We start from the raw sequence: 384 nt of genomic DNA on the forward strand, positions 1-384 counted from the left end.
GGTTGGCTCCAATTATTTGTATATTCATAAAATCGATGGAAAAACTTTTCTCTTTACCAAAACAAATGACAAGAGTCTGGTTCAGAAGATAAATCGCTCTAAAGCTTCAGTTGAAGATATTAAGAACAGCCTCGCAGATGACGAATCATTGGGATTCCCATCTTTTTTGTTTGTTGAAGGCGACACCATTGGTTTTGCCAGAACTGTTTTCGGGCCGACCACATCCGATCTGACAGATTTTTTAATCGGGAAAGGAATGTCATTAAGCAGTGGAGAGCGCGTTCAGATAGAGCCACTGATGAGGGGAACCACCAAAGACGATGTTATGCATATGCATTTCATCGGCCGAACAACGGTGAAGGTAGAAGCCAAGCTACCTGTATT

1 protein-coding gene is annotated in these 384 nt (G+C 41.9%); it reads left to right on the forward strand.

The window, feature by feature from the left end; all coding sequences use genetic code 11:
- Nucleotides 1–384, forward strand: a 384-nt coding sequence (locus tag ACTHSL_RS13150; protein ID WP_440381699.1) for a hypothetical protein, incomplete at both ends; no start/stop codon positions are given.

This window comes from Neisseria sp. P0008.S010 (assembly GCF_051962715.1).
In the GTDB taxonomy this organism is placed as follows: domain Bacteria; phylum Pseudomonadota; class Gammaproteobacteria; order Burkholderiales; family Neisseriaceae; genus Neisseria; species Neisseria elongata.